This is a genomic window from Bacteroides sp. D2, assembly GCF_025147085.1.
Classification (GTDB): Bacteria; Bacteroidota; Bacteroidia; order Bacteroidales; family Bacteroidaceae; genus Bacteroides.
In genome coordinates, this window is the sequence record NZ_CP102261.1 from 2,001,968 (window position 1) to 2,015,764 (window position 13,797).

Below are 13,797 nucleotides of genomic sequence, written 5' to 3' on the forward strand. Positions count from 1 at the left end.
TAGTTTTTATGGTTATATTATTAATTTCCGTCGGGTTTTTCCATTTCGCAGAAAGGTGCCGGACACCAAAGGAATGTTTCTGCTTTGTCCGGTTGGGACGGGTTGTAAGAAATATCTGTTTTCAGGTATTTAGTCAATTCCGGCGTAACCTTTTTCATCCCTTCAATCACACATTTGGCTATCTGATAGGCCCCGTAAGGATTAAAGTGCGTATTATCAGCCAATTCCTTTTTTTGTCCGGAGAAACTTCCCATTGGATAGTGTACAAAGGCTTTTTTTGATTCACTTTCGCCTAATGCTTCATACAGCGTACCGGTCATGTTATTCAAATCTATTAAAGGTACATTCTCCTTTGCTGCGATCCATCGTACTGCATCCGGATATTCGCCATGTGTATTGACGGTACGGCCCTCCTTGTTAAATCTGCGGCGGCGTGTCGGGGTAATCAGCACCGGATTTCCGCCTTTCGCCTGCACTTCGTCGATAAATGTTTTCAGATAAGTCATAAAAGAGTAATAAGCTCCTTTACCGGCCCCTTTCTGTTTTTGGTCGTTATGCCCGAATTCCACAAATACATAATCTCCTTTCTTCATTTGTGAGATAATCTTTTTCAACCGGTTTCCACTGATAAATGTATTGGCGGATAAACCGGATTCCGCATGATTGGCTACGGAAATCTGGTCATTGAGAAAACGGGGAAGCATTTGTCCCCAACTGGCCCAGGGCTCATTTTCCTGATCCACTACCGTACTGTTTCCGCATAAGAAGATTGTGGGAATGGAAGGGTCGGCAGCTTCTACATGGATGCTTTCACATGCAGGTGCCTCTCCGTTGATTTCGATTGTCAATCTGTCGTCCCAATCTAACTTGCTCTTTTCGCGATCCTTTACCTTTACGGATTCTTTGGCGGAAATGCGGGGACTGCGTTTATTGACGATGAATGTTTCTTCTACGAATTCTCCTTTCTTTGTCGGCAGATTTTCTACGAACAGGCGGCGTGATTCTGCACGGACAGTCGTATTTCCTGCCTGATTCTTACTTCCCAGGCGTACAGTGACGCGGTAATTTCCGTCGGGCACACGTACCGAGAAATAAAAAGGTGCATTACTACCTTTTTTAGGAATGTCTACACGGTCGTATCCATATCCGGTTTTTTCCGAGTAGCGGGGAGCGTCGGCTAATTTAAAAGTCTGTGGTAAATTTTGTGCTTCTATACTAACTGATGCCAGTAATAAAAGGCTCAATAAAGTTGTTTTCATTTCAGGTAAAATTAGAGTATGTGTGAGTGAAATTCTTGTTTCTCGTTTCCGCAGCTAAAATAGTGCGTTTTTCTTTCATGTATAATGGACATACGTGTGAAAATATGGATTAATTGTGTTATTTACTGTCCGCACCAATATAATATCCCAGATGTGTCGGCTGATTGTAGCCTACATTCTGCATTGCCTGTGACATATCATAGGTATGGTCGTTCATCAGATGTACAAACCGGTGTCCGGTGGGATGATTGCTGGAGAATATATAAATGTACTCTCCGTCTTTGCTCCGGTATATCACTTCTTCACGGTAGTCACCCAGGAAATCTCCATAATAACAGGGATTGGCTTTGGTGGAGTTGTTGGAATAAACCCCACTGCCGTAATAGGTAAAAGTGACTACCCGCGATTTATCCCACGGAGCAGATTTCGTGTAGCTATGTACCATCACATCATCCAACATTTGGCGGGTCAGGTCGCCTGTCCAGAAGATAGCGTTGTTGTAGCTTTTGGAACCGGTTTTGGCAGAAGGCAAAGTCGTACTAAGCAGCTGTCCGGTCTGACAACTATACACGCCGCTGGCCTCGGACGACCAGTATTCATATCCGGGACTATCCGGAATAATGTCTGCTACCAGACATCTTCCTACATCTCCGGGCGGATCTTTATCTTCATCCTCTTCATCCTCTTCATCTGCACCATCTTCGCCACTTCCAGAGCCTGATCCGCCTGCATGACCGGTTATAAACTTCCCCGTCGCTGCATCGAATATGGCACAGCCATAGCCAAATCCGCTATTTATATATTTATTCGGGTTTTCGAAACAGGCCACCACTTGTAATCCCGGTCGGTCGGGAATGAATTTCCCTACATGGAGTGCATCTCCGTGTCCGTTTCCCGTGCAATAAAGTCCTTTGCCGTTGCGCGCGATGGCTGCTGATCCGTAGAGAATCTCGTCATATCCGTCACCGTTCAGGTCTGCCACTCTGAATGTATGTGAACCCATATCCCTGTAAGACTCATATCCTTTATCGTTCGTATTGAACTTCCAGCGGGGAAGCAGGGAAGAACCATTGAAATCGAGTGCCCATACCTGCCAGTTCCTGTAGATTCCACGAGTGACGATTAGGCTGGGATTGGCTTTTTTGACACCATTTTGCGGGATTCCGTCCAAATAAGCGGCTCCGATAAAGAAACGATCCATGCGGTTGCCGTAGTCGTCTCCCCAGTAATGATGCCAGTATTTGGCACGCTCATAGTTACTCCCTTCACCGCCCCGCGGAATATTATTGGTACGGCCTACTTCTATCCCCTGTCCGTTGACGATGGATATATATTCCGGCCCGTCAAAGATTAAACCACAGGTAGAGTGTAGCGACTTTCCCGAATACCATCCTTTCCCTGAAGGATCTTTTTGCCTGTAATCATTTATGTTTCCACTGGCATCCGTTATTTTTTCGCCGTTGGCGAATTTAGTGCCTTCGGAACTGCGGAAAGCAATTTCGCATTTTCCGTCACCGTCAAAGTCATACACGATAAAAGAGGTATAATGAGAGCCGGAACGTATATTGATACCCATGTCTATCTGCCAAAGGAAAGTGCCGTCCAGTTTGTAGGCTTCGAGCAGCGTAGTGCCCTCTCGCCACCCGCCCTGGTTTGCTCCGTCGTAAGGTTGACGTTTAAGTACGATTTCCATTACTCCGTCACCGTCGAGGTCACCTACTTGTGCATCATTAGCGGCATAGGTCAGGCTGGGGTCGGGGAGGTTACTGTTTAGCCGGATGGCACGATAAAATGTTTCCGCCATTTGGGGAGTGAATGTATATTCGCAGAGCGTTTGTTCCGAACCGGCAACAGTGACACGATATCTATGGGTCGTCTGTGCATGAATGCTTTTATCCGCCCAACAGGTAGCGTCTGTAACGGGAGTTTCGTTCAGTTTGACTTCCGGGCCGTTATCTTCGCTTTTATAAATATCAAATGCCAGGTTATCGGGGTCAGTGGGGAGTAGTCGCCAGCTGACTAAAGCATGTGAATAGCCGGAAGTGTGGTTTAACGTTCCCCTGGGAGTAGGGTCATAACTCACCCACATACCGCGTTCCCCTATTATAATTTCTTTTTCAGGTTCTTCTTTTTTTTCGGTATTCTCCATATTATCGTTTGCCGGCGATTGTATTTGTTCATCTCCGCAGGCAACAATAAAAAGGAGCATTCCGAATATGGATAAATAACGTAAATGTTTCATGGTCAATACATTTGGTTAACGTTCGCTTACAAAGATGATGAGAGTATCGTGTCCGTAACATGGACGCTCGTACGTTTGCATGGATTATTTGTCCGTGCTGTTTTTTATTCGGAGCGGATTTGATAATCTGTGCTGGTTTGTGTACGGATGTCCATTCCCCGGCACTTATTCTCTGCATACATTTGCCATACATTGATGAATGTATCTCTGTACTTTGTAAAAGTTGAACTATAAAAATAATACTATTATGAAAACTCGTAAATTGAAGATTGCGTATGCTTTCCTGCTTTTCATGCCGGCAGTTACGTTGCTCCAAACTTCTTGCTCAGATAATGAGTCTGATGATGCTGCCGGGCAAGGCAGCGTGGAAATTGCGGCAAACTGGGACGATTATTCGGAAGAAGCGGAACTCCCCGGCAATTATACCCTTGCCGTTGTGGGTATCGGTGAACAGGCAATGGATACCCGTACCGCCACTTTCAGCTCTTTGCTGGATGCGGGGACGTATGAACTGGCTGCCTACAACACCCCTGAGAATATGACTGTGAATAACCTTACCGCTACCGTGGCGCTCCATGAAAACGGGACACTTCAGCAACCGGGATACCTTTTTTCCAATACCCGTATTAAATCGGTAGTGGTTGAACCCGGCAAGACTGTGAAAACTTCCCTGAAAATGAAACAGCGTGTCAGGAAACTGACATTGACCTTGACTCCCAAGGGCGGCGACCCTGCACAGCTTGAAGCGACGGAACTGGAAGCTGTTTTGTCAGGCATTGCGTCTACATTTAATCTTGCGACGGAAGAACTGTCCGAAGCAAAAGACATCGAACTCGTCTTCAAGAAACAACCTTCCGGTTCTTATTCTGCCACCATTTGTATATTAGGTGTAATGGCGCAAGAAAAACAGGAACTCACTTTTCAGTTGGATTTGTCCTTGGGAAGACATTACAAATTCAAAGGCGACCTGACCGATGTCCTGAGATATTTCGGAAACGATATTGCCCCTCTTTCCCTCAAGGCTCGTTTTGAACTTCCCGGAGGTATTGACGGCTCCGGGACTATCCTACCATGGGAACCGGAATTTGTGGATGGGCCGGATGATGTCGAACTTCATTAAAATATAGAACTATGAGAACCAGAATTCTTTTGACGGCAGTATCATTTGTGATGTTGGCTGCATGTAACAATTTACAAGAGGCGGAAGAGGCAGCCGGGCAATTTCCGGTGGCCGCCAGTGTATGGGGAACTGTCAATGCGGACAACGTGCCGGTGAGCCGGGTTGCAAATGACGTATGGGAAACCGGAGACGCAATCGGCATAACCGGAAAAAGCGGAAATGTTGAATATGTGAATAAACGGTATGACTTCTCCAAAGGCTCTTCCTTCATTCCTGCGGGAGAGATAATTTATTATATAGATAAGAAGACTGTAGAGTTTTCTGCTTATCATCCTTTCAACGAAACGGGAGGTGCGTTTAAAGTAAATGTGAGTAATCAGAATGAAAGTAAAAACTTCGATTATTTATATGCTACTGCAGAAGGTTCGGAGGCAGCTCCACTCCTGGACTTTAAATTCCGGCATCAGATGTGCAAAGTAGTGCTGAACTTCCTACCGGGTAGTGGCTTTGCGGAAGATGCGGACTTTAGTAACGGTATTATCCGGTTTGCCTCTTTGCATCCCACCGGTACGTTTAATACCATCACCGGTAGTGCTGAAATTAATGCGGAAGAAGCGGGCGGACTTGAATTTATTGCCGGAACTACCATTGTACCGGCTGGAAATACTTACTCATTTATCCTCCTGCCCGAAACAGTTTCCGGCGGTGTTGCACTCTCATTCATTCAGGAGGATGGAACTGTCTATGAAGGAGCAAGCCTGACGGGGAAAGAATCTGCTGATTTGGCTTTAACACCGGGCAAAGTGTACGAGTATAACGTTACAGTGAACCGTGAACGGCTTACCATCTCTTCTTCCGCTATCCACGGGTGGGATGAAACTCCCGGAGATAAGGATGTGAACATAAATATATAATTCAACCTGTTAATGAGTCTGATAATTATGAAACCAGATAGTAGAAAATTACGGATGTTCGCCTGGCTGTTTGTTATGGCAGCAGGCGGTGTACTGACATCATGCACATCTGATGAAAAAGAAATTTCCGGTTCGCCGGACAATAAATATCCGATGGAGTTTGTGGGACAAGTCTTTAACCAGTCGATCACGCGGACTACTTCGGAAGGAACATGGACTGGAACGGAAGAAGTGGGCGTACAAGTCGGTGACGGAATAAAGTTGTATAAGGCAGATACATACGGAGCTTTGACAACCGAAGATACCCCCTTTTATTGGGAAAGCAAGACGGCAACGGTTGATGTATTGGCATGGTTTCCTTGCAATGGCACAGAAGCGTTGCCCGCATCGTTCCCTGTGCAACAGGATCAGAACCAAAATGATGGTTTTCAGAACAGCGACTTCTTGAGAGCCAAAGGTATTTTTACCTTTTCCGGTCAACAACCGGCTCTGGATTTTTATCATCTGCCAGCAAAAGTGAAACTGAATCTGAAAGCCGGCGAAGGAGTGGAAGATCCCGAAACAGTGAAGAATGCAGAAGTAACCTTTGTCAACATGGCATTAGCTTCCGGTGAAATAAACATGGCTACGGGTGAAGTGGCACAAACTACCGGAGAGGCAACAATTATTCCTCAAAAACTGGATGAAGAGAGCGTAACAGAAGGCTGTTTGCAGACACTGCAAGCCTTACTGGTGCCGCAACAAATGAGAGGCAAACAGTTTATTAAAGTAGTAGTGGATGGTGTTGAGGCCTATTATATCCCGGCGGAGGATGATGCAAACCTGCAAGCCGGTTACCTGTATGTTTACAATATTGAGATAACCCACAGAAATGAGATTGAGGTGACTCTTGCCGTTTCCGGTCCTGCCTGGGCAGAAGGGAAAGAACAAACTGTTGTCAGCAGTACTTATTACACGGCGGACGATATGAAACCCGGCGATTTCTTTTACCGTACAGCAGATGGAACGGGTTGGGCAGTAAGTGATGGTGGTTTGCGTAAAGTGAATCATGCAACAGGTGAGAAAGAGTGGGAAACTCCGGCGCAAAGTCCCGTTGACTTTACAGACGGGAGAGTATGTATCGGCATTGTTTTTCAGACAGAATCAAAACGTATCAGTGCACTTGAAAAGGCAAAAGGGTGGACACACGGGTACGTGATGGCTTTGACCGATGCTGCCGAAAAGTGTACTTGGGGTGATAAGACCATAGATGAAGATACGGGAGAAATGACTGAAGGCATTAATTACTTCCCGAATCTGGCAACAAACTTCGATATGTATGGCGATATTGACGGATATGGCAAGAAAGTATACATTGCCGGACAGAAACTTGCCGGAGTAACAACTGCCGACGGCACACTTTATGATGTTTTCTACCACTCGGAAAATTATGGAACGGATGATAGCGGACAGTATGCTGCACCTGCCGATGGAACGACTTCCGGCTGGTATCTGCCTACTATCGGACAGTGGTGGGACATTCTGGAAAATCTGGGTGATGCTAATGGATTGATAGCCTTGCGAAATAGTTCAGGAACTACTGTTGAACTCAAAAATGGAGTTTCCCAAGTTGCCATAGACCGGATGAACGAACTTATGAGTGCTAGTGGACAAACTGTTACTTTATTTAAGGCAGATGTTCATTATTGGTCGAGCTCGGAAAAGAGCAGCGGTGTCGCCCGGCGTGTCCTTTTCGATGGCTCGGGTAAGAAATATTCTTTGCGAATTGGAGATAATAATAAGGATAATCCTTCTACGAATGTCCGCTGCATTCTGGCTTTCTAAGTGGACTCCTGAAGAAACGTTCCGTATATGAAAAAAATAAAAATGAGAATATGATGAAATTATATAAGTTATTTATTCTGTCAGCTTCTGTTTTTCTGCTAACAGCTCTATCAGGCTGTTCCAAGGAAGAAAATGCTTTTACCACTTTGCCGGAAGGGGGACTTCCTCTCACTCTCAAAGTCACTTCGGACAATTATATATCTACCGGCACTGTTGAAACACGCATTGTAGAAGAAGGTTACACAACTCAATTTACTTCCGGTGACGAGATTGGTGTTTTGCAGCTCACACCGTCATCCGGAAATGGAGGAGAGACAGTAGCTAAAAATTATCGCTTTACTCTTGATGATGAGGGTAATTGGACAGGAGTACCATTGTCACATAAGCAAGGGGATGAGTATATCGTTTACTATCCTTATACTTCGGTTAGCAGTAAAGAGGAACTGGAGGTATATTTTACTTCATTCGAACCTCGTCTGAATCAAGCCACTTATGAGGATTATACGAAAAGCGACCTGATGAAAGGAGAAGGACTCGTATCAGGAACTACATTGAATGTCAATTTGGAACATCAGATGGCATTGATCGTAATCGAAGTTCCGTTGGGCAAATGCGCGACTACCAAAGACGGTAAAGTGAAATATCATCCGGCTACTACGGTTTTGGGTGCACCTGCTTTTTCGTGGGAAGAAGGAAAGGTTCCTTATCAGACTTCGGATGAAAGAATCCTGCGTTATATCATCAAGCCGGATGCGGATTTCTCCCTGAAAGGCAGCTATCCTTATTATATAGGTACACGGAAATTCGACATAGCGGCTACTGCCTCCGATGCAGCTGCTAAACACTATCTTTTCTATACGCTTGATGAGGGAGTAGAACCTCCGGGTAGCCGTGATGTTCAGGTAGGAGATTATTATATGAGTGATGGAACTATACTTCCCGGAGATGTAGCCAGTGTACCTGAAGGCTGTATCGGAATTGTGTTTCAGGCAGATACGGAGCGTATGAGTGTCGATGAACTGGCACAGGGATGGACACATGGCTGCGTCATGGCACTGACTAATGCAGGTAAAGACTCCAAATGGGGAAAGGCAGCCACGGAAGGCGATGGGGAAAATTCTCCATTTGCGGAACATGCATCTACCTATAAGGGGATGTATCAGGAGATAGGCGGATATGTGAAAACGAAGTATATGGTGGATACGTATGCAAATGAGGCTACTTTTCAGGAGGTGAACGGAGCTTTTTATCAGGCCAGCCAGTATGGAGAAACGGCGGCAACGACATCATATAAAGCTCCCAAAGGCAGCAGTGGTTGGTATTTGCCAAGTATAGGCCAATGGTGGGATATTTTTGAGAACTTGGGAGAAGCGAAAGGACTGACCGCTCTGAAAGATAACGAGACGACATCTAGCAATATCGCAATTAGTTTGAGTGGAGAATCGGTATTCGAAAATCTGAATACTTGTCTGAAAGCTGCATCATCATCAGTCGATGAATTTGAAAGTTCGAAAAATTACTGGTCGAGTTCAGAACACAATAGAAATAATAAGGGATTGGTTTATGCACATTCTGTGTCTTTGACTGCTACCTCCCTTACAACCACCGGTGCCACTAAAACAAGTAACAGTAACCGCAGAGTTCGTTGTGTACTCTCATTTTAGAAACCACAAAAGATATATATTAAATGTTAGTTCTCATGCCGGAATGCCTTGAAGGTATTTCGCATGAGAACTATGTCACACTTAAATGAATCATGATTATGAAAATGAAATTTCTTTTCCTGGTGGCCCTTGTACTTTTTACTTCCGCCATCACAGACAATTCTCCGGTAACAATTTATATGATTGGTGACTCGACTATGGCAAATAGAAATCTAGCGAAGAGTCCGCGAAATAAGGAACGTGGATGGGGAATGATGCTAGGCAGCTTTTTCCCTGCCGATAAAGTGGTAGTTGCCAATCATGCAGCTAGTGGTCGCAGCACAAAAAGTTTCATTGACGAAAAAAGATGGACGCGGGTAGTCAATCAGATTAAGCCGGGTGACTATGTGTTTATCCAGTTCGGACATAATGACGAGAAAAAAGACAATCCGAAACTCTATACCGAACCGGGCGGTACGTTCGACGATAATCTGCGTAAGTTCGTGAATGAAACCCGTGCAAAAGGCGGTATTCCCATCCTTTTCAATTCTATCGTCCGTCGTAAGTTCTGTCAGGATGCAGCGGGGAACTTTACCGATTCACTCTCTGATACGCATGGTGACTATCTTCTTTCTCCTAAACAGATAGCTGAAGAACTGAATGTGGTCTTCATTGATATGAACAAGATGACTCATGATCTGGTGCAACAGATGGGGCCGGAGAAATCGAAAGAACTGTATATGTGGGCTGGAAAGAAAGATGATACACATCTGAATATCAAAGGTTCCCGCGTATTTGCCGGAATGGCGATTGATGCGGTCGGCAAGAAAATTCCCGAACTGGGGAAATATATCCGTCACTTCGATTATGTGGTAGCCACGGACGGAAGCGGTGATTTCTTCACCTTGGATGAGGCTTTGAAAGCGATTCCGGCAAGGAAGAAATGTACAGTGCTTGTACGTACAGGGCAATATGGTCTCAAGCCGGAGATTAGAAACAAGTTGATAAAGATTACGGAAGATGAAGGCGTCACTTACGGAAGTCCGGCAATCTAGCAGGAAACGTCATTTGAATAGCAGACATAGAAAAACTATAATTCCCACCACAACGCTGGAACGGCTCATGTTTTCGAGGCATGAGCCGTTTTCGTATCGTTCAGAATTAGTTCCAATCAGCATCTATTTGTTTCTAGCATCTAAAGAATTTATCCCTAGTGCTGCATAATTCTATTCGTCTGACAACTGTTAAACTTTCGTCTGACAGTTGTTATTCTTTCGTCTAACAGTTGTCAGACGAAAAATAAACAGCTGTCAGACGAATAAATTCATGAATAAATTTTCTTTGTTTACTATTATTTGAACTGATATCCTCTGAAAGTTCCTTTTAAGTCCGTGCCGAAATAGAATCCGGGTTGGGTGGGTTGGTTATATCCTACATTTTGGGTGGCGATGCTGATTCTGTATATCGGATCTTCCAGGAAAGTATGAAAACGATATTCTGTTGGAATTGTTGATACATATAAATGCAGGGAGTTGTTATCTTCGGAGCGGAAAAGGACTTCTTCGCGCCAATCACCGAGGATATCTCCTTGCAGGCAGGGGGTGGCTTTCGTACTGTTATTGGAAGCAACTCCTTCAAACTCGACAAACGGGATAAAGCATTTCTGTTCCCAGTCATATTTGCTGATGCGGGTTTTATCCAATACTTCACGCAATAAATCACCATCCCACCAAACAGCCATGTTAACAGGGAAGTTTTTAGTCTTCGGAGCAATCAGTTCCCCTTTGAAATTGATGATGCCGCCTGTTCCCGGTGACCATAATTCCACTCCCGGATTCGTCGGGTCGATGTCAGCGGCCATACAACGGCCTATATCCCGGGTACTCTTGAGTTGCAGGATGATTTCTCCGGTGGCAGCATCCCGATAAGTACTGCCGTCACGTTTGTTTTCGTGGCAGGCCCATACTTGCAGACCTTTGCGGGCAGGGTCTATTTGAGTCAGTTGAATGGCATCGCCATGTCCGAGGCCGGTAGAGTAGAGCCCTTTGCCATTATGGTCGATGGTGCACGAACCGTAGATGATTTCATCACACCCGTCACCGTCTATGTCTCCTACACGGAGATTATGGTTTCCTTGTTTGGCATACTTTTCATTTCCGGGGATGTTTGTATCGAATACCCAATGCTTATTCAGTTTCTTTCCATCCCAGTTGAAGGCAGCCAGTACGATACGCGTGTAGTAACCGCGGCACATCACTACGCTGGGACGAACACCGTCCAGATAAGCGATGCAGGCGAGAAAACGGTCGCTGCGGTTGGCACGCGTATCACCCCAGTCTTTGGGATTTCCACGGGCAGGGATATAGTCAGTAGTGTAAAGTGCTTCACCGGTAAGTCCGGAGAATACGGTCAGATATTCGTTACCTTCCAGTATGCGTCCCTGACGAGTAAGTTTATTCTTTTTCTTATCAAATACGCCGGGCTCGCGATAGTCGGCTTTGGCATTTCCTAGCACTTTTCCTTTGCCGTCTACCGTTCCGTCCGAAGTACGCATCACTACTTCCGCTTTGCCGTCGCCATCGAGATCATACACCATGAATTGGGTGTAGTGTGCTCCGGCACGTATGTTCTTTCCCAGGTTGATACGCCATAGTTGCTCGCCATTCAGCCGGTAGCAGTCAAAATATACTTCGCCTGTATATCCGTCATGAGAATTATCTTTTGCGTTGCTGGGTTCCCACTTCAGGATGATTTCATATTCACCGTCACCATCTACGTCACCAATAGAAGCATCATTCGGACTGTACGTATAGGTATCTCCTGCCGGAGTCACACCGTCGGCAGGCTTCTGCAATGGAATTTGCAGGTAACCGAGAGGGGCGTTGGCGGGAAGCGTGTATTTGCCGTCAATGTGATGCGTCTCTTTTCCTTTCAGTACGGGGCGTACTTCGTATGCCGCCGTTTCCAGACTGCTATTCTCGTCACGGAACAAAGTACCCGTGACCACCGGTTGAGCAGTCAGCTTCTTACCGCCACGATATACATTGAAAGCCGTTTCCATCGGATCTGAAGAGAGGTACCGCCATGAGACTACTACTGTCGAGGGACTTTCACGGATGGCAACCACACCGCGTCCGAGTTTCTCCTTTTGTAGTTTTGAATAGTTATAGTTGGGTTGGGCATTTGCTGTCCATGTGGATGATAATGCGAATACGCACATCAACCGGTAAATATATCTTTTCATACCAAATTGTTTTTAGTTTCTATAAATTTCCGGAAGGCGTACTTTTCAGATGAATATTACATTGATCGTTGTTCTCGGATGCAATAGTGGTGTTGTCCTTGGTATCCAACATAATTTCCGCCAGATTAAAGTTTCTGCTATATCGGATTCGTCCTGCTTTCTGTGCCTGTGCTTCGATGGCATACAGGAAGAAATTCTCCAGACGTAATGTATCGTTCCATCCCGATGCGGAGATAAACTCTCTGACGTTGGTGGCTTTGACATGCGAAAGATAGACGTTACGGAATTTCGGATACCCCTTTTCTTCGGGTGCTACCGGAGTGAGCAGTATTTTCCAGTGCTCGGGGATTTCTTTGTGCGAATATTCTTCGGGCAGGGTACTGTAACTATATTGCGGATTCCAGTTCAGATCAGCGGCCAGTACATTGCGTACACTGTCTGCTTTGACACGGGTAATATAGATATTTTCTATGATTCCGCCCCGGTTCATAGCACTCTTTAGTCTTAATACACTCCAGGTACCTTGGGCTGTGAGGTCGTGTCCCAGGATATTTCGTATGCCGCCGGAAGTTTCGCTTCCGCAGGTGATAAGTCCCGCACCTTTGCGGGTGGTACAGTTACGTATGACTACATTCTCCGTCGGGCGGTTGACGCGCAGCCCGTCTGTGTCTCTGCCCGATTTCAGGCAGATATTATCATCATTGCAGTCTATCATACAGTTTTCTATCAATATATTGGTAGAGGAATCTATATCCACTCCATCTGTGCTCGGTCCGCGTCCGCCGATATTATTGTTGATGGTGAGTCCGTTGATACTGCAATAATCGGAGTAGAGAATCTGACAAGCCCAAAAACCGGTACGCATCAGGGTGAAGTCCTTTAAAGTCACGTCTGTGCTCCGTTCGACCAAGATACCGCGTACACGCTTGCAATCATAATCCACAGCCCAGCGCAAACCTTTCTTTTCGTACTCCCTGCGCATGCTCCAGTATTGATCCCAAAACTTCTTTCCACGGCAGTCAATCATTCCCTCGCCACTGATAGCTACATTCTTCTGCTTGATGACATTAAGAACGGCCGACGGCCATATCATTTCAATACCGGCGATGCGCGAACGGAACTCGGGATAGTTGTTTATATCGGTAGAAGCGAGTAAGGTCACCCCCTTATCCAGTTGCAGGTTGACACCGCTTTTGATAAACAGAGCTCCCACCAGGTAGTATCCGGGAGCCAGTATCACGGTTCCGCCCCCTGCAGCGGAACATTCGTCAATCGCCTTTTGAATAGCTTCCGTACTAAGTCGGGTGCTGTCGGCTACTGCGCCGAAAGAGTTGGCGGATATAATTCTCCCGTCCGGTTGCTGTCTGCTACCGACGCTGTCTGCCCAACTCAAGTCCACTTGCTGCGGCAGTTTTCCCCAGTCATAGGTGTGGTGAGTCTGTTTGCCGGGATTGCAGGCTGTCAGGAGTACACCGGTTAAGAGGGAAGTAAGAATGCTGTTTATTCTCATTTGATAAACTTTTGGTGATTAAGATTTCTAAGAAATATTGT

Annotated in this window: 9 protein-coding genes; 5 read left to right on the plus strand and 4 right to left on the minus strand. The window is 45.7% G+C overall.

Annotated features, from left to right (window positions below):
- Positions 1–20: 20 nt before the first annotated feature.
- Positions 21–1,259, minus strand: a complete 1,239-nt coding sequence (locus NQ505_RS06735) for a rhamnogalacturonan acetylesterase (RefSeq protein ID WP_009001046.1) — start codon at positions 1,257–1,259, stop codon at positions 21–23.
- Positions 1,260–1,377: 118 nt separating this feature from the next.
- Positions 1,378–3,501: a hypothetical protein gene (locus NQ505_RS06740; protein ID WP_009001045.1), complete on the minus strand. Its 2,124-nt coding sequence runs from the start codon at positions 3,499–3,501 to the stop codon at positions 1,378–1,380.
- Between the two features lie 247 nt (positions 3,502–3,748).
- Between NQ505_RS06740 and NQ505_RS06745 the strand changes: the two genes are divergently transcribed.
- The 5 genes from NQ505_RS06745 (at position 3,749) to NQ505_RS06765 (ending at position 10,057) form a co-directional block, all read left to right on the plus strand.
- Positions 3,749–4,621: a FimB/Mfa2 family fimbrial subunit gene (locus NQ505_RS06745; protein ID WP_009001044.1), complete on the plus strand. Its 873-nt coding sequence runs from the start codon at positions 3,749–3,751 to the stop codon at positions 4,619–4,621.
- Between the two features lie 11 nt (positions 4,622–4,632).
- Positions 4,633–5,535: a fimbrillin family protein gene (locus NQ505_RS06750; RefSeq protein WP_009001043.1), complete on the plus strand. Its 903-nt coding sequence runs from the start codon at positions 4,633–4,635 to the stop codon at positions 5,533–5,535.
- A gap of 27 nt (positions 5,536–5,562) precedes the next feature.
- The gene (locus tag NQ505_RS06755) at positions 5,563–7,359 is read left to right on the plus strand and encodes a fimbrillin family protein (protein WP_157179105.1); all 1,797 of its coding nucleotides are present in this window, start codon (positions 5,563–5,565) and stop codon (positions 7,357–7,359) included.
- Between the two features lie 50 nt (positions 7,360–7,409).
- Positions 7,410–9,023, plus strand: a complete 1,614-nt coding sequence (locus tag NQ505_RS06760) for a hypothetical protein (RefSeq protein WP_032854010.1) — start codon at positions 7,410–7,412, stop codon at positions 9,021–9,023.
- Between the two features lie 98 nt (positions 9,024–9,121).
- On the plus strand, positions 9,122–10,057 hold the full coding sequence (locus tag NQ505_RS06765; RefSeq protein WP_009001040.1) for a rhamnogalacturonan acetylesterase: 936 nt from the start codon (positions 9,122–9,124) through the stop codon (positions 10,055–10,057).
- Positions 10,058–10,353: 296 nt separating this feature from the next.
- On the opposite strand, the gene NQ505_RS06770 is transcribed toward NQ505_RS06765, so the two are convergent.
- Both NQ505_RS06770 and NQ505_RS06775 read right to left on the minus strand, forming a co-directional pair.
- Positions 10,354–12,246 (minus strand): rhamnogalacturonan lyase, encoded by a 1,893-nt coding sequence (locus tag NQ505_RS06770; RefSeq protein ID WP_009001039.1) that lies wholly within the window; start codon positions 12,244–12,246, stop codon positions 10,354–10,356.
- 19 nt (positions 12,247–12,265) lie between these two features.
- Positions 12,266–13,756, minus strand: a complete 1,491-nt coding sequence (locus NQ505_RS06775) for a glycoside hydrolase family 28 protein (RefSeq protein ID WP_009001038.1) — start codon at positions 13,754–13,756, stop codon at positions 12,266–12,268.
- Between the last annotated feature and the right edge of the window lie 41 nt (positions 13,757–13,797).